Below are 20,992 nucleotides of genomic sequence, written 5' to 3' on the forward strand. Positions count from 1 at the left end.
GCACCGCGCGACACGGCAATCGACCACGATCGAGTGGCTTTCCCCACTCCACCTGCTCATTCTCCGTGATCATACGGCTACGCTTGGCGAACATGAAGATCGCTTTCGTCGGAAAGGGGGGCAGCGGCAAGACCACGCTGTCCTCGCTGTTCATCCGTCATCTCGCCGCCGTCCGCGTCCCGGTCGTCGCCGTCGACGCGGACATCAACCAGCACCTCGGCCCGGCGCTCGGCCTCACGGAGGACGAGGCCGCAGCCCTGCCCGCGCTCGGCGCGCACCTGCCGCAGATCAAGGAGTATCTGCGCGGCGCCAACCCGCGGATCGCCTCGGCCGAGGCGATGATCAAGACCACGCCGCCCGGTTCCGGCTCCCGTCTGCTGCGGCTCACCGAGGACGACGACCCGGTCCACACCGCCTGCGCCCGCACGGTGGCGCTCGACGACGGCGCGGTCCGGCTGATGGTGACCGGCCCCTTCAGCGAGTCCGACCTCGGTGTCGCCTGCTACCACTCCAAGGTCGGCGCGGTGGAGCTGTATCTGAACCACCTCGTGGACGGCCGGGACGACTATCTGGTCGTCGACATGACCGCGGGCAGCGACTCCTTCGCCTCCGGGATGTTCACCCGCTTCGACGTGACCTTCCTGGTGGCGGAGCCGACCCGCAAGGGCGTCGCCGTCTACCGGCAGTACCGGGACTACGCCCGCGACTTCGGTGTCGCGCTCGCCGTGATCGGCAACAAGGTGCAGGGCGAGGACGATCTGGCCTTCCTGCGTGCCGAGGTCGGCGACGACCTGCTGGTCACCGTCGGGCACTCCGACTGGGTGCGTGCGATGGAGAAGGGCCGCCCGCCGCGCTTCGAGCTGCTGGAGGAGGCCAACCGGTGCGCCCTGCGCACGCTGCACGAGCGGGCCGACGCCGCGTACGAGCGCCGTGACTGGGCGCGTTACACGCGGCAGATGGCGCATTTCCACCGCAAGAATGCGGAGAGCTGGGGAAACGCGAGGACCGGGGCCGACCTGGCGGCCCAGATCGACCCCGGCTTCGTCCTGGGCGAGACCGCGCTCGGCGGCCCCGCGGCGCAGGACGGCGCGAGGCCCGCGGTCAGCGCGCAGCCGGCCTGACCGGCCCGGACGGCACCCCCGGGGCGGCGGGCGCCCCGGGCGCGGCCGGAGCAGCAGGTGCGGCCGGAGCCGCCGGCGCCTGGCGGACGAAGGACTTCCAGCCGCCCTTCGGGGCCTGCCCCACGTCGAGGCCGCGCAGCCGGTCGAGCACCTTCGGATCCTGCAGGTCCAGCCAGTCGGCGAGCTGCTTGAACGACACGCACCGCACGTCCTGCTGCCCGCACACCTCCTTGGCGGTGTCCTCGACGGCCTTCAGGTAGACGCCGCCGTTCCAGGACTCGAGGTGACCGCCGATGACGAGCGGCGCGCGATTGCCGCGATAGGCCCGGTCGAAACCGGCGATCAGGCCGTCGTGCATCTGCCGGCCCCAGATGGCGTACTGCCCGGGGTCCTCGGTTCCGTTGTCCGGTGTTCCCGACTGGACCGACAAGAAGCCCTCGTCCGTCGACAGCGTCTCGACGTCCCGGCCGGGCACCGGGATGTCCTGCACCGGGAAGTGCCACAGCCCGTCGGTCTTCGCCGGCCAGATCTGCGGCTGCCCCGAGGGGTCGGCGGTGTAGCGGAATCCGGCGGCCTTCGCCGCCGGGGGCAGCCCCGCCGGGTCCGTGCGGCAGGGAGCGCGTCCGCCGACGACGCCCTTGGCGTAGTCGAAGGGCAGCGGATCGAGCGCGGTCAGGCCCGTGTTGGTCTTCCAGCGCTGGGTGAAGTCCTGCGCCTGCCGGATCTCACCGGCCCATTCCTGGGGTGTCCAGGCCCCGGGACCGCTGTCGGCGGCGTCCTCGGCGACGGCGGTACCTGCCGCACCCGCGTCGGCCGGCTGGTCGGCGGCGCCGCCGTCCTGGCCGCAGAAGTGAGCGTTGAAGTACGTGCCGATCTCGCTGCCGTCCGCCCAGGCGAGCCGCAGTTCGTGCAGGGTGTCGGCGATGGTGGCGCGGTCGGTGAGGCCGGTGTCGGCGGCGCCGCGGGGGTGGCGGGGCGGCGTGTAGAGGTCCTTGCGGTCGGCGGGCAGCAGGCCGACCCCGCTGAGGAAGTACGTCATCGCCGCGTCGTCGCGCTCACCGACCCCGCGGACGTACGACAGCAGCCGCCGGCCGTCCTCGACCGCGCCGTCCCAGGAGAAGACGACGAACTGCGGCGGCTTCTCGCCGGGACGCAGCCGGTGGAAGGCCGGCTGGTGCGGCTGCGGACCGGTGTCGGCGGTGGACCCGTCACCGATCGACCGCAGCACGCGGGGCGCTCGGGGTGCCGCCTCGATACCGGGTCCGCCGGGGCCGTCCGAGCCGCGGCGGCCGTCCGCACCCGCGGAACAGCCGGTGACGCCCATGGCCAGCACGACGGCTGCGGCGCCCGCGGCGGCGAGCTTGGGCGTCTTGCGCACGCAGTGCATTCGTACCTCGCATCGCAGGGGGTCGGCGCGGGTATCCACCAGCTGGACCCAAGCTGGCACGGTGACCCGGCGTGGCCGAATCGACCGGCCCGTTCATCTGCTGAATCACTCGATAGCAGTAAATAAGCCCTGGATCCGACCTCCGCACTTCACTCTCCGCATTCGATCCATTACTCTCCATTTACCAGCTCTTGAGACGATCAAGTGCTAACGCTGCGCTACCGAGTCCCGCCGCCCACCGAAGGAGACGGGAAAATGAGACTCCGCAGAAATCTCCACCGATCCGATCTGTCCGCCTCGATCACGGTCTTCCTGATCGCCGTCCCCCTGTCGCTCGGCATCGCGCTGGCGACCGGTGCACCCCTGCAGTCCGGCCTGGTCGCCGCGGCTGTGGGCGGTATCGTCGCCGGCTCGCTCGGCGGGGCGCCGCTCCAGGTCAGCGGCGCGGCCACCGGCCTCGTCGTGGTCACCGCCGATCTTGTCCAGCGCTACGGCTGGCGGGCCACCTGCGCCATCACCGTGCTCGCCGGGCTGGCGCAACTGCTGCTCGGGGCACTGCGGGTGGCCAGGGCGGCCCTCGCGGTCAGCCCGGCCGTCGTGCACGGCATGCTGGCCGGTATCGGTACGGTCATCGCCGTCGGCCAGCTGCACGTCGTGCTCGGCGGCAGTTCGCAGAATTCGACCGTCGACAACATCGCGGCGCTGCCGGGCCAGTTGACCGACAGCCATCCCGTCACCCCGTTCATCGGCGCGATCACGGTGCTCGTGCTGCTCGGCTGGCCGCGGCTGGGCGGCCGGACGGGCGGGGCGCTGCGGAAGGTCCCCGCCCCGCTGGCCGCGGTGGCGCTGGCGACGCTGGCCGCCGCGGGGCTTTCCGTGCCCCGGGTCGACCCGCCCGCCTGGCAGGCGCCCGCGCTGCCCGCACTGCCGGGGGGGCCGGTCCTCGGGGTGGCCGCGGTGGTCCTCACCGTGACACTGGTGGCGAGCATGGAGTCGTTGCTGTCGGCGGTCGCGGTGGACGCGCTGCAGGCCGGACGGCAGGCGGGCGCCCAGGCCGCCCCGGCGAAGCTGGACCGCGAGCTGCTGGGCCAGGGCGCGTCCAATGTGCTGTCAGGGCTGCTCGGCGGACTGCCGATCGCGGGCGGCGCGATGCGCGGTTCGGCCAATGTCGAAGCGGGCGCGCGGACGCGGCGGGCCACGGTGCTGCACGGAGTGTGGGTCCTGCTGTGCGCCGGGCTCGCCGGACGCGCGCTGGGCGCGATCCCGCTGGCCGCACTCGCCGCCCTGGTGATGCTGGTCGGGGTGCGCATGGTGAGCTTCGCGCACATCCGCCACATCCACCGGCACCGCGAATTCCCGGTCTACGCGGCCACGCTGGGCACGGTGGTCGTCTTCGGGGTGCTGCAAGGGGTCGTCGCGGGCGGCGCGGTGGCCGTCCTCCAGGCACTGCGCGGGCTGACCCGCACTCAGGTCACCGTGACCGAGGAGCCGCAGGGCCACCGGGTGCGGGTGACCGGGCAGCTGACGTTCCTGGCGGTGCCGCGGCTGACCAGGGCGCTCGCCCGGATCCCGGACGGGGCCGACGCCGTGGTGGAACTGGACGGGTCGTTCATGGACCACGCGGCGTACGAGGCGCTGCGCGGCTGGGGCGTACGGCACAGGTCGCGCGGCGGCCGTGCGGTGTTCGGCGACGGCGCGGGACGGGCGGTCGCCGAACCGCTCGGCGCGCACGCCTGCCGTCCGTGGACGTCGTGGCGCAACCACCACTGCACCCGGTCGGAATCGGTGCCGGCCACCAGCGGCGGGCAGTTGCTCGACGGGGTGAGCGCCTTCCAGCGCAATACGGCACCGCTGGTCCGCGAGGAGCTGGCACGGCTGGCCCGCGAAGGACAGCGGCCCGGGCAGCTGTTCCTCACCTGCGCCGACTCCCGTCTGGTCATCAGCATGATCACCTCAAGCGGCCCCGGTGATCTGTTCACGGTCCGCAACGTCGGGAATCTGATGCCGCCGCCGGGCTCCGACGCCTCCTGCGACTCGGTGGCCGCCGCCGTCGAATACGCGGTGGACGTACTGGAGGTCTCCAGCATCACGGTGTGCGGGCATTCGGGGTGCGGCGCGATGCAGGCGCTGCTCGGCTCGGACCACGAGCCGGGCGCGCAGACACCGCTGGCGCGCTGGCTGCGGCACGGCAGACCGAGCCTGGCCCGGCTGTCCAGGGTAGGCCGGCTGGGGCGCGGCGAAGTGGCGCTCGCCGACCGCCCGGTGGCCGACGACCACGAACGCCTCAGCCTGGTCAATGTGGTGCAGCAGCTGGAGCATCTGATGGCCCATCCGTGTGTGGCCCGCCGGGTCTCGGAGGGGGCGCTCCAGTTGCACGGCATGTATTTCCACGTCGGGGAGGCGCAGGCGTACATCCTGGACCGCCCGACAGGTGTGTTCGCGGCGGTAGGGCCGGAGGCCGGACGGCAGACGGCCCTGGTCATCGGCGGTGGCCACGGGCCCGAGGCGTACGGGCTGGCCACAGAGGTCTAAACCATTTCGGAGTGAACCCTTGTCAGGCTGCGTCAGGACTGATGAGGTAGTGCTGGGACATCTGGGACACCCTGACAAGGAGCTGGCGTGAGCAGCAACGAGAGCCTGGCCAACCTGCTGAAGGAGGAGCGGCGGTTCGCTCCTCCGCCGGAGCTGGCCGCCGCCGCGAATGTCACCGCGGAGGCGTACGAGCAGGCCGCGGCGGACCGGCTGGGCTTCTGGGCCGCGCAGGCCCGGCGGCTGACCTGGGCGACCGAGCCCACCCAGACGCTGGACTGGTCCAACCCGCCGTTCGCCAAGTGGTTCGCCGACGGCGAGCTGAATGTCGCGTACAACTGCGTCGACCGCCACGTCGAGGCCGGGCACGGCGACCGTATCGCCCTGCACTTCGAGGGTGAGCCGGGCGACAGCCGAGCGATAAGCTACGCCGAACTCAAGGACGAGGTCTGCCGCGCCGCCAACGCGCTGGGCGAACTCGGCGTCACCACGGGCGACCGGGTCGCGATCTATCTGCCGATGATCCCCGAGGCGGTCATCGCGATGCTGGCCTGCGCCCGGATCGGCGCCGCGCACTCGGTGGTCTTCGGCGGCTTCTCCGCCGACGCCGTCGCCTCCCGCATCGATGACGCCGACGCCAAGCTCGTCATCACCGCCGACGGCGGCTACCGGCGCGGCAAGCCCTCCGCGCTCAAGCCCGCGATCGACGAAGCGGTCTCCCGCACCCCGCAGGTCGAGCACGTCCTGGTGGTCCGCCGCACCGGACAGGACGTCGCGTGGACCGAGGGACGCGACGTGTGGTGGCACGAGATCACCGGCCGCCAGTCCGCCGAGCACACCGCCGAGGCCTTCAACGCCGAGCACCCGCTGTTCATCCTCTACACCTCGGGAACCACCGGCAAGCCCAAGGGCATCCTGCACACCTCGGGCGGCTACCTCACCCAGACCAGCTACACCCACCACGCCGTCTTCGACCTCAAGCCGGACACCGACGTCTACTGGTGCACCGCCGACATCGGCTGGGTCACCGGCCACTCCTACATCGTCTACGGACCGCTGGCCAACGGCGCGACCCAGGTGATCTACGAGGGCACCCCCGACACCCCGCACCAGGGCAGGTTCTGGGAGATCGTGCAGAAGTACGGCGTCACGATCCTCTACACCGCGCCCACCGCGATCCGCACGTTCATGAAGTGGGGCGACGACATCCCCGCGAAGTTCGACCTGAGCAGCCTGCGGGTGCTGGGCAGCGTCGGGGAGCCGATCAACCCCGAGGCCTGGGTCTGGTACCGCGAGCACATCGGCGCGGGAAAGACCCCCGTCGTGGACACCTGGTGGCAGACCGAGACCGGCGCCATGATGATCAGCCCGCTGCCCGGCGTCACCGCGACCAAGCCGGGCTCCGCACAGACCCCGCTGCCCGGCATCGCCGCCACCGTCGTGGACGACGAGGCCCAGGAGGTGCCCGACGGATCGGGCGGCTATCTGGTGCTCACCGAGCCGTGGCCCTCGATGCTCCGCACCATCTGGGGCGACGACCAGCGCTACATCGACACCTACTGGTCCCGCTTCCCCGGCCGCTACTTCGCCGGCGACGGCGCCAAGAAGGACGACGACGGCGACATCTGGCTGCTGGGCCGGGTGGACGACGTCATGCTGGTCTCCGGCCACAACATCTCCACCACCGAGGTCGAGTCCGCGCTCGTCTCGCACCCCAAGGTCGCCGAGTCCGCCGTGGTCGGCGCCGCCGACGCCACCACAGGGCAGGCCATCGTCGCCTTCGTCATCCTGCGCGGCTCCGCCGAGGACAGCGCCGACCTGGTGGCGGCCCTGCGCGACCATGTCGGCAAGACCCTCGGCCCGATCGCCAAGCCCAAGCGCGTCCTGATCGTCTCCGAGCTGCCCAAGACCCGCTCCGGCAAGATCATGCGCCGCCTGCTCCGCGATGTCGCGGAGAACCGCGAGCTGGGCGACGTCACCACCCTCACCGACTCCTCCGTGATGGACCTGATCCAGACCAGGCTGCCCAGCGCGGCCAGCGAGGACTGACCCGGCAGCGTGCGAGGGCGTCCCGCCCGGCAGTGGGACGCCCTCGCCCGTTCGGGTTAGGCTGACAACACGTCGCGACGAGATCGCGACAAGACTTATGGGCGCGCCGGGAAGTCTGGTCGGCACACAGCACAGCTGTGTCCACAGCCGGTCCACGACTCCGCAGGAGGCCGCCCCGTGTCGTCCGAAGCCAGGCGCCGCCGCACCGCTGTCCTGCTGTCCCGGCTCTCACTGCCGGAGCGCAACTTCGTCGCCGACGCCCTGCGCACCGAGACCGTCGGCGGCGTACTGCTGCTGCTGGCCGCCGTGGTGTCACTCATCTGGGCGAACACGTTGCGCCACAGCTACGAGGCGGCCAGCGACTTCCACCTCGGGCCGTCCGCGCTCGGCCTGCACCTGTCCGTGGCGCACTGGGCGGCCGACGGCCTGCTCGCCGTCTTCTTCTTCGTCGCCGGCGTCGAACTCAAACGCGAACTGGTCGCCGGCGAGCTGCGTACGCCGGCCGCCGCCGCCCTCCCCGTCATCGCCGCGCTGTGCGGCATGGCGGTGCCCGCGCTCGTCTACACGGTGGTCAGCGGCGCGGGCGGCGGCTCGCTGCGCGGCTGGGCCGTCCCCACGGCCACCGACATCGCCTTCGCGCTGGCCGTCCTCGCCGTCATCGGCACCGCCCTGCCGGCCGCCCTGCGCGCGTTCCTGCTCACCCTCGCCGTCGTCGACGACCTCTGCGCGATCCTGATCATCGCGGTCTTCTTCACCTCGACCATCAACGTCGCGGCACTGGCCGGCGCCGCCGCCTGCCTGCTGCTCTTCTGGCTGCTGCTGCGTGCCCAGGTGCGCGGCTGGTACGTCTACCTGCCGCTCGCGCTGGTCACCTGGGCACTGATGCTCAACAGCGGGGTGCACGCCACCATCGCGGGCGTGGCCATGGGCCTGATGCTGCGCTGCACCACGCGGGAAGGCGAGCGGCAATCCCCCGGCGAGCGCATCGAGCACCTGGTCCGGCCGCTGTCCGCAGGGCTGGCCGTACCCCTGTTCGCGCTGTTCAGCGCGGGTGTGACGGTGTCGGGGCACGCGCTGGGCGACGTCTTCGGCAGGCCCGAGACGCTGGGCGTCGTCATCGGCCTGGTGGCCGGCAAGACCGTCGGTGTCTTCGGCGGCACCTGGTGCGCGGCCCGCTTCACCCGTGCCCGGCTCAACCCCGACCTGACATGGCCCGACGTCTTCGCGCTCTCCACACTGGCCGGCATCGGCTTCACCGTCTCCCTGCTGATCGGCGAACTCGCCTTCGACGACGATCCGCTGCTCACCAACGAGGTCAAGGCCGCCGTCCTGGTCGGCTCCGTCGTGTCCGCGGTGCTGGCCGCGACCCTGCTCAAGCTGCGCAACAACACCTACCGGCGGCTGTACGACACCGAGGAGCGCGACGAGGACGGCGACGGCATCCCCGACGTCTACGAGCAGGACGAGCCCGCCTACCACCTCCGGATGGCCGAGATCCTGGAGCGCAAGGCCGCGGAACACCGCAGGCTCGCCCAACTGGCCCGCCGTGACGGCGGGCCTGACAACATCTGAGGCATGATCGGGTGAGCGACGGTGAGGAAAGCCAGTGTCAGGCCCGAAGCCGTACCGCCCCTGCAGTGGACGACGCAATGACGGAGGACGCGATGAGCGCAGCCCACAACGGTGACAGCCGCAGCATCGGGCAGCTTTTCGCCGCCGCCACGGCGGAGATGAGCGCCCTGGTGCACGACGAGATCGCCCTGGCCAAGGCGGAGCTGCGGCAGGACGCCAAACGGGCGGCGTTCGGCAGCGCGGCCATCATCGGCGCCCTGGCACTGGCCGTCTTCGCCGTGCCGATGCTCAGCTTCGCCGCGGCGTACGGCATCCAGGCGCTGGGCCTCACCCTCGGCTGGTCGTTCCTGATCGTGGGCGGCGCCTACGTCGTGATCGCGCTGCTGCTCGGTGCGTTCGCGTACGGGCGGTTCAAGAAGGTGAAGAAGCCGGAGCGCTCGATCACGTCGGCGAAGCAGACCGCCGCGGTGCTGCAGAGGGCCAAGCCGCATCCGCGCGAGCTGACCGACGGCGCCGTGCCCGTGCTGCGCGCCGGGGCGACGGAGGCTTCCCGCGTGCTGCCCACCACCGACGCCCCGGTGAAGGCCAAGATGTGACACGCTCTGCTGCATGAACCTCGCCGACGGACCGGGAAACCCCTGGAAGAAGGGTGGGTCGAGCGCGTCGGTGGCGCGGCCTGACGGCCCCTGGACCCACCGTGACGTGGCGGCCAACGGCGCCCGCTTCCACATCGCCGAGGTCGGTGACGGGCCGCTGGTGCTGTTCCTGCACGGCTTCCCGCAGTTCTGGTGGACCTGGCGGCACCAGCTCACCGCGCTGGCCGACGCCGGTTTCCGCGCGGTGGCGATGGACCTGCGCGGGGTCGGCGGCAGCGACCGTACGCCGCGCGGCTACGACCCCGGCAATCTCGCCCTCGACGTGACCGGGGTGATCCGCTCCCTCGGCGAGCCGGACGCCGCGCTCGTGGGCCATGACCTGGGCGGTTATCTGGCCTGGACGGCCGCCGCGATGCGGCCCAAGCTGGTGCGCCGGCTCGCGGTCTGCTCGATGCCGCACCCGCGCCGCTGGCGCACCGCGATGCTGACCGATCTGCGGCAGAGCCGTTCAGGGGCGTACATCTGGGGCTTCCAGCGGCCGTGGCTGCCGGAGCGGCAGCTGGTCGCGGACGACGCGGCGCTGGTCGGGAAGCTGATCCACGCCTGGTCGGGGCCGTCGCTGCTGGACGACGAGGCGATCGACGTCTACCGGCGGGCGATGCAGATCCCGTCCACCGCACATTGCGCGGTGGAGCCGTACCGCTGGATGGTGCGGTCGATGGCGCGCCCGGACGGCATCCAGTTCAACCGCAGGATGAAGCGTCCGGTCAGGGTGCCGACACTGCACCTGCACGGTTCACTCGATCCGGCGATCAGGACGGGCAGCGCGGCGGGCAGCGGCGAATACGTCGAGGCGCCCTACCGCTGGCGGCTCTTCGACGGCCTCGGGCACTTCCCGCACGAGGAGGATCCGGTGGCCTTCTCCGCCGAGCTGATCAACTGGCTCAAGGACCCGGAACCCGACCGCTGACCGTGGCGCCCCGCGCCGATGACGCCCTCCCGCCGCACCGGTACGACCATCTGATGGTCGCTTAAAATGCCGGGCGCATACGCCAAGAGGACCACCAAACGGCGATTACCGACCAAGAGGCGCGGGCACGTAGGTCGGTATGGGTTGGACGCACGACTACCGTGATGTGTCACGAAATCGCCGAAGCACCTCCACCGCCGTCAGCAGTACGGCGCCCATGGACCTCTTCCCGCCGGACGAGGCCAGGTTGGGCATTCCGCGCATCCTCAGGCGCAGGGCCAGATGGGTCGGCACCCGGCTCCGGCATCCGCGCGACTGACGCAGCAAGGCCGGCGCAGCCGACCGCCACCACCGCGCACGACCGCCACGCAGCACCGCGCACCACCGACAGGCACCGCCAACGGGCACAACCAGCAGACGCAGCCAACAGACGCAGCCGGCCGGGATTCCCGGCCGGCTTACCCGTGGCGGCGGGTCACAGCGCGCAGCTCTCGGTGTCCACCTGCTGGTCCGCGGTACGTCCCGCGGCCGCGTCGGTGGCGACCTCGTCCGCGGTGAGCGCGTAACCGGTGTTGGAGTCGTCCAGCGACTTGGCGAAGACCACTCCGGCGACCTGGCCGTCCGTGGTGAGCAGCGGCCCGCCGGAATTGCCCTGCCGGACCGTCGCGTAGAGCGAGTAGACGTCGCGATGGACGGTGCCGCGGTGATAGATGTCGGGGCCGGTCGCCTCGATACGGTCGCGGACGCGCGCCGCGCGGACGTCGAAGGGGCCGTTCTCCGGGAAGCCGGCCACGATCGCGTCGTCGCGGCTGTGTTCCCCGGTGGTGGCGAAGTGCAGCTCGGGCGCGTCCAGGCCCGGTACGTCCAGGACCGCGATGTCGCGGTGCCAGTCGTAGAGCACCACCGTGGCGTCGTGCAGCTTGCCCTTGCCGCCGACCTGCACGGTCGGCTCCGAGACGCCGCCGACGACGTGCGCGTTGGTCATGACCCGGTCCTTGGCGAAGACGAAGCCGGAGCCTTCGAGCACCTTCCCGCAGCCAGGAGCGGTGCCGACCACCTTCACGATGCTGCGCCGGGCGTTCGTCACGACCGAGCTGTTGACCAGCGCGGGGTCGGGCGCGGGCACCGAGGTGATCGGCTCGGAGCCGAAGGTGCCGAAGACCTGCGGCAGGCCGTTCTGCGCCAGGGTCGAGCTGAAATCGGTGAACCAGGTGTCGGCCTGCGCCGGCACCACCCGGGACACCCCGAGCAGCACCTTCGACGAGCGCACCTCGCGGCCTATGGTCGGCAGCGCCGTGGTGGCCAGGGCGCTGCCGATCAACCACGCGACCGTCAGCATCGCCAGCACATTGACCAGCGCGCCGCCGCTCGCGTCAATCGCGCGGGCCGGCGACCAGGTGATCTTCGTACGCACCTTGTTGCCGAGGTGAGTGGTGAACGCCTGCCCCACCGACGCGCACACGATGACGATCGCCACCGCCGAGACCACTGCCGCGGAACCAGGCGTCGCGTCGTCGGTCGCCTTGTCCCACAGCATCGGCAGCAGGTAGATCGCGACGAGCCCGCCGCCGAGGAAGCCGATGACCGACATGACGCCGACGACGAAGCCCTGCCGGTAGCCGATCACGGCAAACCAGACAGCGGCGAGGATGAGCAGGAAGTCCAGCACGTTCACGGGGAACACGGTCTCATGGCGACCTGAGCGCGCGGGACCTTACCGCCGCCATGAGCACCCGTACGGTGCCGGCCGTCAGCAGCGCATACGAGTACGCGCACGCCGCCGTACGCCGACAGGCCGGTCTAGCCGAGCGGAACCGTACGGTCCCGGTCCCACGGCAGCTCCCAGCCGGCGAAGTGCAGGATCTTGTCGATCAGGCCCGCGGTGAAACCCCACACCAGGGAGTTCTGGACCAGGAACGCCGGGCCGCGGAAACCGCTGGGATGCGTGAGCGTCGCACGGTTGGCGGGGTCGGTGAGGTCGGCGAGCGGGACCCGGAAGACCCGGGCGGTCTCGGCCGGGTCGACCACGCCGACCGGGCTCGGCTCGCGCCACCAGCCCAGCACCGGCGTCACCACGAAGCCGCTGACCGGGATGTAGAGCCTGGGCAACACGCTGAAGAGCTGCACTCCCGCGGGGTCGAGGCCGGTCTCCTCGCGGGCCTCGCGCAGCGCGGCACGCAGCGGGCCGTCACCGTCGGGGTCGCCGTCCTCCGGATCCAGGGCGCCGCCCGGGAAGGACGTCTGCCCGGCGTGCGAACGCAGGGCGGCGGAGCGCTCGATGAGCAGCAGGTCGGGACCGGGGCCCTGGCCGACGCCATGTGCCGCGCCTGCGTCTTTTCCCGCGCCTATTGCCGCGTCCTCCGCCTCGCCCGCGCCCTCACCGAAGAGGATGAGGACCGCGGACTGGCGTCCGCCGGCTGCGGGCGGCAGGAAGCGGCTCAGCTGCTCGGGGCGTATCCCGGCCGCCGCGTCCGCCACGGGGCCGAGCCAGCCGGGGAGCCCCTCCCGGCTGACCGCCACGTCCGCGCCCGTTCCCCGTGCCTGCGTCATGAGGCCGCCAGCGGGGGCGCGGGCTGCCCCGGATAGTCCGGCGGCGGCTTCAAGCGCTGGCCGGGGGCGCCGCCCTTCTCGTACTTGAGCAGCTTCTTCGCCTTCTCCGGGTCCATCTCGCCCTCGCCGTACGACGGGCACAGCGGCGCGATGGGGCAGGCGCCGCAGGCGGGCTTGCGCGAGTGGCAGATCCGGCGGCCGTGGAAGATGACGCGGTGCGACAGCATCGTCCAGTCCGACTTCGGGAAGAGCCCCGCGACATCCTGCTCGACCTTCTCCGCGTCCTGCGACGTGGTCCAGCCGAACCGCCGGGACAGCCGCCCGAAGTGGGTGTCCACGGTGATCCCCGGCACACCGAACGCGTTGCCGAGCACCACATTGGCGGTCTTGCGGCCGACGCCCGGCAGCTTGACCAGGTCCTCCAGGCGGCCCGGCACCTCGCCGCCGAAGTCGTCGCGCAGCGCCGCGGACAGGCCGAGGGCCGCGCGGGCCTTGGCGCGGAAGAAACCGGTGGGCCGCAGGATCTGCTCCAGCTCCTCCGGCTGCGCCGCCGCCATCGCCTCGGGCGTCGGATACTTCGCGAAGAGCGCCGGCGTCGTCTGATTCACCCGCAGGTCGGTGGTCTGCGCGGACAGCACGGTGGCGATCAGCAGCTCGAAGGGATTCTCGAAATCCAGCTCCGGATGGGCGTACGGATACACCTCGGCCAATTCGCGGTTGATCCGCCGGGCCTGCCGTACCAGCCCCGCATGTGTCTGCGCGACCTTCGCCTTCTTCACCGCGGCCCCGCCGGCTGCGGCCGCGGTCGTCGCGTCACTACTCGTCGCCATGCCGCCAGACTACGGGCCGCCACCGACACCGGGCGGCGATCCGCACGGCCGGTGCGGCGGCCCGCTGTTGAGGACTGTTCGCTGACAGCGGAATTCACGCCGGAGGCCACTCGTTCAGCCGCCGAGGGCACCTCCCGGGACGCCCGATCGGACCCCCGGAGCACGGATACGGTCCCGGATAAGACATCCTTGTGATTGATCGCACTGTTTGAGACGTCATGCATCATGGGGACATCCCAGCGATGCCGACAAGGAGTGAGCTCGTGGACGACGTTCTGCGCCGTGCCCCGCTTTTCGCGGCGCTCGACGACGAGCAGGCCGCTGAACTGCGTGCCTCCATGACCGAGGTCACGCTCGCGCGTGGCGATTCGCTGTTCCACGAGGGCGACCCCGGGGACAGGCTGTACGTCGTCACCGAGGGCAAGGTGAAGCTGCACCGCACCTCGCCCGACGGCCGGGAGAACATGCTGGCCGTGGTCGGCCCCGGTGAGCTGATCGGTGAGCTGTCGCTCTTCGACCCCGGCCCGCGGACCGCCACCGCCACCGCGCTGACCGAGCTGAAGCTGCTCGGCCTCGGCCACGGTGACCTCCAGCCCTGGCTGAACGTACGGCCCGAGGTCTCCACGGCGCTGCTGCGCGCTGTCGCCCGCCGGCTGCGGCGCACCAACGACGTCATGTCCGACCTGGTCTTCTCCGACGTGCCCGGGCGGGTCGCCAAGGCCCTGCTCGACCTCTCCCGGCGCTTCGGCGTCCAGTCGGAGGAGGGCATCCACGTCGTCCACGACCTCACGCAGGAGGAGCTGGCCCAGCTGGTCGGCGCGTCCCGCGAGACCGTGAACAAGGCGCTCGCCGACTTCGCCGGCCGCGGGTGGCTCCGCCTGGAGGCGCGTGCGGTGATTCTCCTCGACGTGGAGCGACTGGCCAAGCGCAGCCGCTGAGCCGCCCCGCTCTGGCGGGTCCGCGATCCCTCTGCCCCGCGCGGGCAGCCGCGTCCTGCTGCCCGCGTGCCCGCGACGCCGTCCTGGCTGGTCGCGCGGTTTCTCGCGCCCCTGAGGGGGTGCCACTTGCGGTGGCGTTGCTGCTTTCCCACCATTGTCGCTGAGCGCGCCGTTCCCCGTGCTCCCGGGTGAGTGCCTTGCGGTGCGTTGCTTGCTTGCGGCGCCATCTGTGTTGCTTGCTTGCGGCGCCATCGTGGTTGCTCGCGCAGCTCCCCGCGCCCCCGAGAGGGTGCCCGCCGCCGCAGAGGAACCGTGCCTCTCAGGGGCGCGGGGAGCGGGGCGACCAGCCAGGACGGTCAGCCACCACCCCCTGGGGCGCGGGGAACTGCGTGCTCGGCCGACACGCACCGCACGTGGGAAAGCCACCGCACGTGGCACTCACCCCCGGGGCGAACCCCACGGCGGCAATGGTGCGCCGGGGCACCGGCGAGTGCGGCTACCAGGCGAGCTGGCCGATCTCATCGGCCACCGCGGCCACCGCCGGGCTCGACGGGTCGATCAGCGGGAAGTGGCCGACGCCGGGCAGCCACGCGGTGACGACCTCCTCCCCCGCTGCCGCCGCCGCGCGGGCAAAAGCCTCGCTGACCTGCGGCGGAACCTCATTGTCAGTGGTGCCGTGCACGATAGTCGCAGCGATTCCGGTGGGGAGCAGCGCGGCGGGATCGGCGTGCGGGAGCCGGGCGGCGAGGTGGTCGGGGCCGCCGAGCAGCTCGGTCACGGCGTCGGAGCACACGCGCAGCCGTATCGCCGAGGTGAAGTCGGCTATCGGGGCGAGCGCCACGACGCCGCGTATGGGGGGAGGCGAAGGGCGGTGCCAGGGGGATTCGGGGGGCAGCACATGCCGTGCGGCGGCCCACAGCGCGAGATGACCGCCCGCGCTGTGGCCGGCCAGCACGAGGCGGCGCGGGTCGACCAGGTCCGGGCCGAGCGCCCGCAGGGCCAGTGCGGGCAGCGCGTCGGCGGCGGCGGCCACGTCGTCGAAGGTGTCGGGCCAGCGGCCGGCGGCCGGGCGTTCCTCCGGGCCGTCGGACGGTCGCTGCCGCGGTGCGCCCCTGCGGTATTCCACCGACGCCACCGCGAAGCCGCGCGCGGCCAAGTGCGCGGCCAGCGGGGACAGGTGGGCGCGGTCGTAGCGGGCGCGCCAGGCGCCGCCGTGCAGCAGCGCGACCAGCGGCGCGGGCCGGGGGCCGCCTCCGTGCGGGGAGCGGGGGCGGTAGAAGTCGACCAGTTGGTCCTGGTGGTCGCCGTAGCGGACGGTGGCGTCCGCCGGCACGGTCGCGTGCCGGAAGGCCGACGCCTCCTCCGCCTCGGCCTGGGACAGGGGCGGGGACCCGGCGGAGTCGGCAGCCATCGCTCAGGCGGTCCCTTCGATCACATCGGCCAGTACGCGCGCGGCGCGCAGCGCGTCCGCGTAGCGGGTGTAGAGCGGGGTGAAGCCGAAGCGCAGGATGTCGGGCCGCCGGAAGTCGCCGACGACACCGCGCGCGGTCAGCTCGCGCATCACCTCGGCGGCGCCCGCGCAGCGCAGCGACACCTGGCTGCCGCGTTCCGCGTGCGCGGCGGGCGTGACGGACTCGGCCCGCCCCGCGGGCAGCAGCGCGGCCGTGCAGTCCAGGAAGAAGTCGGTCAGCGCGAGGCTCTTGGCCCGTACGGCAGCTGTCGTCACGCCGTCCCAGACGTCGAGCGCGGCGTCCAGGGCGAGCAGCGAGAGGATCTCAGGGGTGCCGACCCGGCCGCGGGGCGCGCCCTCGGCGGGCTCGTAGCCGGGCGCCATGCCGAAGGGGTCGGCGTGCGAGTTCCAGCCGGGCAGCGGCGAGTCGAAGCGCGGCTGCAAGTCGCGGCGCACGTAGAGGTAGGCGGGCGAGCCGGGGCCTCCGTTGAGGTATTTATAGGTGCAGCCGACCGCGAGGTCCACCCCGTCGGCGTCCAGGGCCACCGGCAGCGCGCCCGCGCTGTGGCACAGGTCCCATACGGCGAGCGCGCCCGCCTCGTGCAGGGCTGCGGTGGTCCCGGCCAGGTCGTAGAGCCGGCCGGTGCGGTAGTCGACATGGTTGACCAGCGCCGCCGCCGTCCGTTTGCCGGCCGCGGCGCCGATCTCCGCCGCGGGCACGGCCCGTACGGTGTGGCCGGTCAGCCGGGCCGCGGAGGCCGCGATGTAGCCGTCGGTGGGGAAGGTCGCGGCGTCCACCAGGATCTCGGTCCGCCCGGGCGGTGCCATCCGGACCGCGGCGACCAGCGCCTTGAAGATGTTGACGCTGGTCGAGTCGCCGACCACCACCTGGCCCGGCCCGGCGCCGACCAGCGGTGCGATACGGTCGCCGATCCGCTCGGGGGCGGTCCACCAGCCGCTCTCCTCCCAGGACCTGATCCGCAGCTCGCCCCACTCCCGGGTGACCACGTCGGCCAGCCGCGGCAGCACCCCGGCGGGCAGCGCGCCCAGCGAATTGCCGTCGAGATAGACGGTGGCGTCGTCGAGCGAGAAGCGGTCGCGGACGGCGGCGAGCGGGTCGGCGGCGTCCAGCGCGGTGGCCCGGGCGGTCAGGTCGGCCTGGGCTGTCGGGTCGTCGGCCCGGGCGGTCGGGTCAGACATGGCTGCGCGCCGTCCACAGCTCGGGGAAGACGTTCTTCGTGGCCCGCTTCTCCAGCCAGGCCACCCCCGCAGAACCACCGGTGCCCGTTTTCGCGCCCATCGCACGGCGGGTCGCCACCAAGTGGTCGTTGCGCCAGCGCCACACGTATTCGGCGACGTCGGTGAGGGTCTCGCCGAGCCGGATGAGGTCGGAGTCCTGGTCGTCGGCGGCGTAGACGCGCTGCCAGGCGAGTTCGACCTCGGGGTGCGGCTCGTAGCGCAGCTCCGGGTCGCGGTCGAGCACGGCGGCGGGGATGGCGTATCCGCGCCGGTCGAGCAGCCGCAGCACCTCGTCGTAGAGGCTGGGCTCGGTGAGCGCCTTCTCCAGTTCGGCGTGGGCGGCGGGCGTGCCGCGGTGCGGCACGAGCATGGACGCGGACTTGTCGCCGAGCAGGAATTCCAGCCGGCGGTACATCGCGGACTGGAAGCCGGAGCCCTCGCCGAGGGCGGACCGGTAGGCGTTGAACTGTCCGGGGGTGAGGTGCGCGATCGGTTTCCAGGCGGCGTTCAGCGACTCCAGCTCCGGCAGGCTGCGGTGCAGCGCCGCCATCGCGCTGGACAGGTCGTCCTGCCGCAGTGCGCGGGCGGCGGTGGTCCATTCGTGGACCAGCAGCGTGAACCACAGCTCCATGACCTGGGTGGTGACCAGGAAGGCCATCTCGCCGGGTTCGTCGGACAGCGGGTGCTGCAGATGGGTGAGCACGGACGCCTGCACGTAGTCCTCGTACGGCGTGCTGCCCTCGAACGAGAGGTTCGGGGTCGCCGCCTCGTCGGTCGGTGATTCGGACATGGGTACCTCCAGAACGGACCGCCCGGGATCACCGGGCCACGCCGAGATCATCTGTGGTGCGGACGAATCCGGCAAGGCCTGGCCCGTGGCGGCGCGCCGCCGCATCCCCGACCGGGGCCGTACGAGGGCCGTGCCCGGCACTGTACGAGCGCCGTGCGCGGGCGGCCGGTCAGCCGACGGGCGGCCCGGAGATGTAGTGGCCGTGGGTGTCGTAGGGCCACTGGTTGGCGGTGCAGCCCTTCAGGCCCTTGATCTGCTGCATCATCACCGGTGCCGGCTTGCCGGGTCCCGGGCAGCCCTCGTGGTGGTGGCCGATGCGGTGGCCGACCTCGTGGTTGATGATCAGGGCCCGGTAGTCCCCGATGGGACCGTCGAATTCGGGCGAGCCGAGCATCCAGCGCTTGAGGTTGACCACGACGGTGGCGCCGACGTCGCAGTTGACCTCGCCGCGGGTGAGCAGGCCCGCGGCGCCGCAGATGTCGTCCACGGTGTCCGGCGTCGCGATCTTGATCACGAAGTCGGCGTGACCGGAGGAGACCAGCTGGAAGCCGTCGTGGCCGTCGGCGGTCCAGCCGCGCGGATTGGCCAGCACGGCGGCGATCTCGTGGGCCGCGTCGGTGGCGGACAGCGTGATGCCGCCCTCGACCTCGACCTTGTAGCGGCGGATCGTCCCGTGGCCCGAGGCGCTGCCGCTGGCCTTGGCGGTGCTGAAGTGACCGCTGCCGGACTTCGGCACGGACGTCGGCGGCACGGAGGGCGTGTGGGACGCGCTCGGCGAGCTGCTCTTCGGGCTGTGGCCGGCGGACGGCCGGGTGGACGGACTGCCGCCGCCCTTGGCGGTGGCGGACGGCGGCGGGGTGGTGGTCGCCGTGATGCCCTGGTCGAGCACCGCCGAGCCCACGGTGTCCTGGGACTTGTGCCAGGCGGCGTATCCCGCGCTGACGACGAAGAGGAGGACGACCGCCACGCCCAGCGGCCCGGCTATCGCGGCGCGGCTCTTCCCCCGCCGCCGCCCATGACGACGCCGGCTGCTCTGTGCTGCCAAAACTCCCCCTGCGGCCGCGCAGCCGGGGCCACGGCCCCGGCCCCGTTCCGGCCCCCCCATGGCGTATCCGCGCTGCGTGTGAACACGCGATCGGACTGCACGCGTGTATGACACGAACAACTGCGGCAACAATCGCACAAAGGTACGTGGCTATGCCATGAGCTGCCGTTCTGTGGCAGGACTGCAACATTGAGCCGGGGGCGGAGCGGGTCGGCGGCCGGGGCGGCGGGCGGCCCCGGGGGGCTCAGCTCAGGGTGTCGGCGGCGGTCGGCGAGCTGTCCCGCAGGAAGCTGGTGCAGCGCTCGTACTCCTCCTGCTCGCCGATGGCCTGGGCGGCCCGGCCGAGGGCGTGCAGGGCGCGCAGGAAACCGCGGTTCGGCTCGTGCTCGAACGGCACCGGGCCGTGGCCCTTCCAGCCGGCCCGGCGCAGCGCGTCCAGGCCGCGGTGGTAGCCGGTACGGGCGTAGGCGTAGGACTCGACCACACGGCCGCCCTCGAAAGCGTCGTCAGAAAGCTGCGCCCAGGCCAGTGAGGACGCCGGGTACTTCGCCGCGACCTCGGCGGGCGCGGCACCGGAGGCGAGCAGTTCACGCGGCTCCGGGTCGTCGGGCAGGCGGGTGGGGGCGGGGCCCCCGAGCAGATTCTCGTGATTGGACATGGTTTCCAGTCTGCCCGAGCCCGGCCGTGAAAGGACCCCCGGCAACTTGCCGGGGGTCCTTTCAGGCGGTTGTCGCGGCTTTTCGTCCCGCGGACTACGTGCGCTTGTTACCGGCTACTTGCGCTTGTTGCCGGCCGACCGCAGGTTCTCCGCGGCGACGACGACACGGGCCGCCATGCCCGCCTCGGCCGACTTGCCCCACACGCGCGGGTCGTAGGCCTTCTTGTTGCCGACCTCGCCGTCCACCTTGAGCACACCGTCGTAGTTGCTGAACATGTGCGCGGCGACCGGCCGGGTGAAGGCGTACTGCAGGTCGGTGTCGATGTTCATCTTGACGACGCCGTTCTCCAGCGCCTCGTCGATCTCCTCGACCGTGGAGCCCGAGCCGCCGTGGAAGACGAAGTCGAACGCGTTGGTCTTGCCGTACTTCTGCGCGACCGCGTCCTGGAGTTCCTTGAGGATGCCGGGACGCAGCACCACGTTGCCCGGCTTGTAGACGCCGTGGACGTTGCCGAAGGAGGCGGCCAGCAGGTAGCGGCCCTGCTCGCCCAGGCCGACGGCCTCGACGGTGCGGAAGGCGTCGTCGACCGTGGTGTAGAGGTTGTCGTTGATCTCGTGCGAGACGCCGTCCTCCTCACCGCCGGTCGGGGTGATCTCCATCTCCAGGATGATCTTGGCCTTGGTCGCCTTGGCCAGCAGTTCCTTGGCGATGGCGAGGTTGTCGTCGAGGATCTCCGCGGAGCCGTCCCACATGTGGGACTGGAACAGCGGGTTGCGGCCCGCGTCCACCCGCTCCTGCGAGATCGCCAGCAGCGGACGGACGTAGCCGTCCAGCTTGTCCTTCGGGCAGTGGTCGGTGTGCAGGGCGACGGTGATCGGGTACTTCTCGGCGACGATGTGCGCGAACTCGGCGAGCGCGACCGCGCCCGTCACCATCTCCTTGCTGTACTGGCCGCCCAGGAATTCCGCGCCGCCCGTGGAGATCTGGATGATGCCGTCGCTCTCCGCCTCGGCGAGGCCGCGCAGCGCGGCGTGCAGCGTCTGCGACGAGGTGACATTGATGGCCGGGTAGGCGAACTTGCCTGCCTTCGCCCGGTCGAGCATGTCGTTGTAGACCTCGGGGGTTGCGATGGGCATCGTTTCCGCTCCTCAAGTTCCGCGGGTGGTGGTGCTGGCGTGGCGACGTCATCGTCGGCCCTATCTTCCCATTCTCGAACGGATACACCACCTTGGTACCGCGACAGTCCGGAGCGGCCCTCGGAGTGTTT

General features: G+C 71.8%; 18 protein-coding genes. 8 read left to right on the plus strand and 10 right to left on the minus strand.

Going from position 1 to position 20,992, the window contains the following annotated elements:
• Nucleotides 1-92: 92 nt before the first annotated feature.
• Nucleotides 93-1,121: an ATP-binding protein gene (locus OHA86_RS16775; RefSeq protein ID WP_329176258.1), complete on the plus strand. Its 1,029-nt coding sequence runs from the start codon at nucleotides 93-95 to the stop codon at nucleotides 1,119-1,121.
• Here OHA86_RS16775 and OHA86_RS16780 read toward each other — a convergent pair.
• Complete coding sequence (locus OHA86_RS16780) at nucleotides 1,102-2,499, minus strand: hypothetical protein (protein ID WP_443071754.1); 1,398 nt, start codon at nucleotides 2,497-2,499, stop codon at nucleotides 1,102-1,104. The genes OHA86_RS16775 and OHA86_RS16780 overlap by 20 nt on opposite strands.
• A gap of 264 nt (nucleotides 2,500-2,763) precedes the next feature.
• Here OHA86_RS16780 and OHA86_RS16785 point away from each other — a divergent pair, with 264 nt between their 5' ends.
• From OHA86_RS16785 to OHA86_RS16810, 6 genes are all read left to right on the plus strand, one after another.
• Nucleotides 2,764-5,040: a bifunctional SulP family inorganic anion transporter/carbonic anhydrase gene (locus tag OHA86_RS16785; protein WP_329176261.1), complete on the plus strand. Its 2,277-nt coding sequence runs from the start codon at nucleotides 2,764-2,766 to the stop codon at nucleotides 5,038-5,040.
• 87 nt (nucleotides 5,041-5,127) lie between these two features.
• Nucleotides 5,128-7,086, plus strand: a complete 1,959-nt coding sequence (gene acs / locus OHA86_RS16790) for an acetate--CoA ligase (RefSeq protein ID WP_329176263.1) — start codon at nucleotides 5,128-5,130, stop codon at nucleotides 7,084-7,086.
• A gap of 177 nt (nucleotides 7,087-7,263) precedes the next feature.
• Nucleotides 7,264-8,658: a Na+/H+ antiporter NhaA gene (nhaA, locus tag OHA86_RS16795; RefSeq protein WP_329176265.1), complete on the plus strand. Its 1,395-nt coding sequence runs from the start codon at nucleotides 7,264-7,266 to the stop codon at nucleotides 8,656-8,658.
• A gap of 92 nt (nucleotides 8,659-8,750) precedes the next feature.
• On the plus strand, nucleotides 8,751-9,254 hold the full coding sequence (locus OHA86_RS16800; RefSeq protein WP_329176267.1) for a phage holin family protein: 504 nt from the start codon (nucleotides 8,751-8,753) through the stop codon (nucleotides 9,252-9,254).
• Nucleotides 9,255-9,267: 13 nt separating this feature from the next.
• A complete protein-coding gene (locus OHA86_RS16805) occupies nucleotides 9,268-10,224 on the plus strand; it encodes an alpha/beta fold hydrolase (protein ID WP_329176269.1) in 957 nt (318 codons plus the stop codon).
• A 139-nt stretch (nucleotides 10,225-10,363) separates the two neighbouring features.
• A complete protein-coding gene (locus tag OHA86_RS16810) occupies nucleotides 10,364-10,543 on the plus strand; it encodes a hypothetical protein (protein ID WP_329176270.1) in 180 nt (59 codons plus the stop codon).
• Between the two features lie 156 nt (nucleotides 10,544-10,699).
• Here the strand turns inward: OHA86_RS16810 and OHA86_RS16815 are convergent, their stop codons facing one another.
• The 3 genes from OHA86_RS16815 to nth all read right to left on the minus strand — a co-directional run bounded on the left by OHA86_RS16815 (nucleotide 10,700) and on the right by nth (nucleotide 13,604).
• Nucleotides 10,700-11,899, minus strand: a complete 1,200-nt coding sequence (locus OHA86_RS16815) for a MarP family serine protease (protein ID WP_329176272.1) — start codon at nucleotides 11,897-11,899, stop codon at nucleotides 10,700-10,702.
• 125 nt (nucleotides 11,900-12,024) lie between these two features.
• Complete coding sequence (locus OHA86_RS16820) at nucleotides 12,025-12,774, minus strand: NUDIX hydrolase (protein ID WP_329176274.1); 750 nt, start codon at nucleotides 12,772-12,774, stop codon at nucleotides 12,025-12,027.
• Nucleotides 12,771-13,604, minus strand: a complete 834-nt coding sequence (nth, locus tag OHA86_RS16825) for an endonuclease III (RefSeq protein WP_329176276.1) — start codon at nucleotides 13,602-13,604, stop codon at nucleotides 12,771-12,773. The genes OHA86_RS16820 and nth overlap by 4 nt, the downstream gene beginning before the upstream one ends.
• Nucleotides 13,605-13,867: 263 nt before the next feature.
• Between nth and OHA86_RS16830 the strand changes: the two genes are divergently transcribed.
• Nucleotides 13,868-14,542 (plus strand): Crp/Fnr family transcriptional regulator, encoded by a 675-nt coding sequence (locus tag OHA86_RS16830; protein ID WP_033174884.1) that lies wholly within the window; start codon nucleotides 13,868-13,870, stop codon nucleotides 14,540-14,542.
• A gap of 496 nt (nucleotides 14,543-15,038) precedes the next feature.
• Here the strand turns inward: OHA86_RS16830 and OHA86_RS16835 are convergent, their stop codons facing one another.
• The 6 genes from OHA86_RS16835 to fbaA all read right to left on the minus strand — a co-directional run bounded on the left by OHA86_RS16835 (nucleotide 15,039) and on the right by fbaA (nucleotide 20,861).
• A complete protein-coding gene (locus tag OHA86_RS16835; protein WP_329176280.1) occupies nucleotides 15,039-15,953 on the minus strand; it encodes an alpha/beta hydrolase family protein in 915 nt (304 codons plus the stop codon).
• A gap of 3 nt (nucleotides 15,954-15,956) precedes the next feature.
• Nucleotides 15,957-17,192, minus strand: a complete 1,236-nt coding sequence (kynU, locus tag OHA86_RS16840; protein ID WP_329176281.1) for a kynureninase — start codon at nucleotides 17,190-17,192, stop codon at nucleotides 15,957-15,959.
• Entirely contained in the window at nucleotides 17,185-18,021 is an 837-nt protein-coding gene (locus tag OHA86_RS16845; protein ID WP_329176283.1) for a tryptophan 2,3-dioxygenase family protein, read from the minus strand. The genes kynU and OHA86_RS16845 overlap by 8 nt, the downstream gene beginning before the upstream one ends.
• Before the next feature lie 169 nt (nucleotides 18,022-18,190).
• Nucleotides 18,191-19,066 carry a DUF3152 domain-containing protein gene (locus OHA86_RS16850; RefSeq protein WP_329176285.1) on the minus strand — a complete coding sequence of 292 codons (876 nt, stop codon included), beginning with the start codon at nucleotides 19,064-19,066 and terminating at the stop codon, nucleotides 18,191-18,193.
• A gap of 244 nt (nucleotides 19,067-19,310) precedes the next feature.
• The gene (locus OHA86_RS16855) at nucleotides 19,311-19,724 is read right to left on the minus strand and encodes a DUF3151 domain-containing protein (RefSeq protein WP_329176287.1); all 414 of its coding nucleotides are present in this window, start codon (nucleotides 19,722-19,724) and stop codon (nucleotides 19,311-19,313) included.
• A gap of 114 nt (nucleotides 19,725-19,838) precedes the next feature.
• Nucleotides 19,839-20,861: a class II fructose-bisphosphate aldolase gene (fbaA, locus tag OHA86_RS16860; RefSeq protein ID WP_329176288.1), complete on the minus strand. Its 1,023-nt coding sequence runs from the start codon at nucleotides 20,859-20,861 to the stop codon at nucleotides 19,839-19,841.
• Between the last annotated feature and the right edge of the window lie 131 nt (nucleotides 20,862-20,992).

The sequence above is a fragment of the Streptomyces sp. NBC_01477 genome, from assembly GCF_036227245.1.
Classification (GTDB): domain Bacteria; phylum Actinomycetota; class Actinomycetes; order Streptomycetales; family Streptomycetaceae; genus Actinacidiphila.

Bases quoted from the DNA above. Each gene is read 5' to 3' on its own strand.
- OHA86_RS16810 (WP_329176270.1), top strand. From the start codon at position 10,364: ATGGGTTGGACGCACGACTACCGTGATGTGTCACGAAATCGCCGAAGC.
- OHA86_RS16820 (WP_329176274.1), bottom strand. From the start codon at position 12,774: ATGACGCAGGCACGGGGAACGGGCGCGGACGTGGCGGTCAGCCGGGAG.
- OHA86_RS16775 (WP_329176258.1), top strand. From the start codon at position 93: ATGAAGATCGCTTTCGTCGGAAAGGGGGGCAGCGGCAAGACCACGCTG.
- OHA86_RS16835 (WP_329176280.1), bottom strand. From the start codon at position 15,953: ATGGCTGCCGACTCCGCCGGGTCCCCGCCCCTGTCCCAGGCCGAGGCG.
- OHA86_RS16785 (WP_329176261.1), top strand. From the start codon at position 2,764: ATGAGACTCCGCAGAAATCTCCACCGATCCGATCTGTCCGCCTCGATC.
- OHA86_RS16805 (WP_329176269.1), top strand. From the start codon at position 9,268: ATGAACCTCGCCGACGGACCGGGAAACCCCTGGAAGAAGGGTGGGTCG.
- nth (WP_329176276.1), bottom strand. From the start codon at position 13,604: ATGGCGACGAGTAGTGACGCGACGACCGCGGCCGCAGCCGGCGGGGCC.
- OHA86_RS16800 (WP_329176267.1), top strand. From the start codon at position 8,751: ATGAGCGCAGCCCACAACGGTGACAGCCGCAGCATCGGGCAGCTTTTC.
- kynU (WP_329176281.1), bottom strand. From the start codon at position 17,192: ATGTCTGACCCGACCGCCCGGGCCGACGACCCGACAGCCCAGGCCGAC.
- fbaA (WP_329176288.1), bottom strand. From the start codon at position 20,861: ATGCCCATCGCAACCCCCGAGGTCTACAACGACATGCTCGACCGGGCG.
- OHA86_RS16845 (WP_329176283.1), bottom strand. From the start codon at position 18,021: ATGTCCGAATCACCGACCGACGAGGCGGCGACCCCGAACCTCTCGTTC.
- OHA86_RS16855 (WP_329176287.1), bottom strand. From the start codon at position 19,724: ATGTCCAATCACGAGAATCTGCTCGGGGGCCCCGCCCCCACCCGCCTG.